At 50.1% G+C, this 457-nt stretch carries 1 pseudogene; it reads left to right on the top strand.

The annotated features are described in order from the left end of the window. Nucleotides 1-457 (top strand): annotated as a pseudogene (locus tag BGK49_RS27990) (transposase family protein); the annotation flags it as partial.

Raw genomic sequence — 457 nt, 5'->3', positions numbered from 1 at the left:
TTGGCCTTTCCACAATGACAAGATGGGTCAAACAACTGCGTGATGAGCGTCAGGGCAAAACACCAAAAGCCTCTCCGATAACACCAGAACAAATCGAAAATACGTAAGCTGAGGAAAAAGCTACAACGCATTGAAATGGAGAATGAAATATTAAAAAAGGCTACCGCGCTCTTGATGTCAGACTCCCTGAACTGTTCTCGATAATCGGGAAACTCAGAGCGCATTATCCTGTGGTCACACTCTGCCAAGTGTTCGGGGTTCATCGCAGCAGCTACAGATACTGGAAAAACCGTCCTGAAAAACCAGACGGCAGACGGGCTGTATTACGCAGTCAGGTACTTGAGCTACATGGCATCAGCCATGGTTCGGCCGGAGCAAGAAGCATCGCCACAATGGCAACCCGGAGAGGCTACCAGATGGGACGCTGGCTTGCTGGCAGGCTCATGAAAGAGCTGGG

The sequence above is a fragment of the Shigella sp. FC1544 genome (assembly GCF_001722145.1).
GTDB classification, from domain to species: domain Bacteria; phylum Pseudomonadota; class Gammaproteobacteria; order Enterobacterales; family Enterobacteriaceae; genus Escherichia; species Escherichia coli.
The sequence above is the reverse complement of the archived record's forward strand: the minus strand, read 5'-3'. Positions and strand labels throughout refer to the sequence as shown.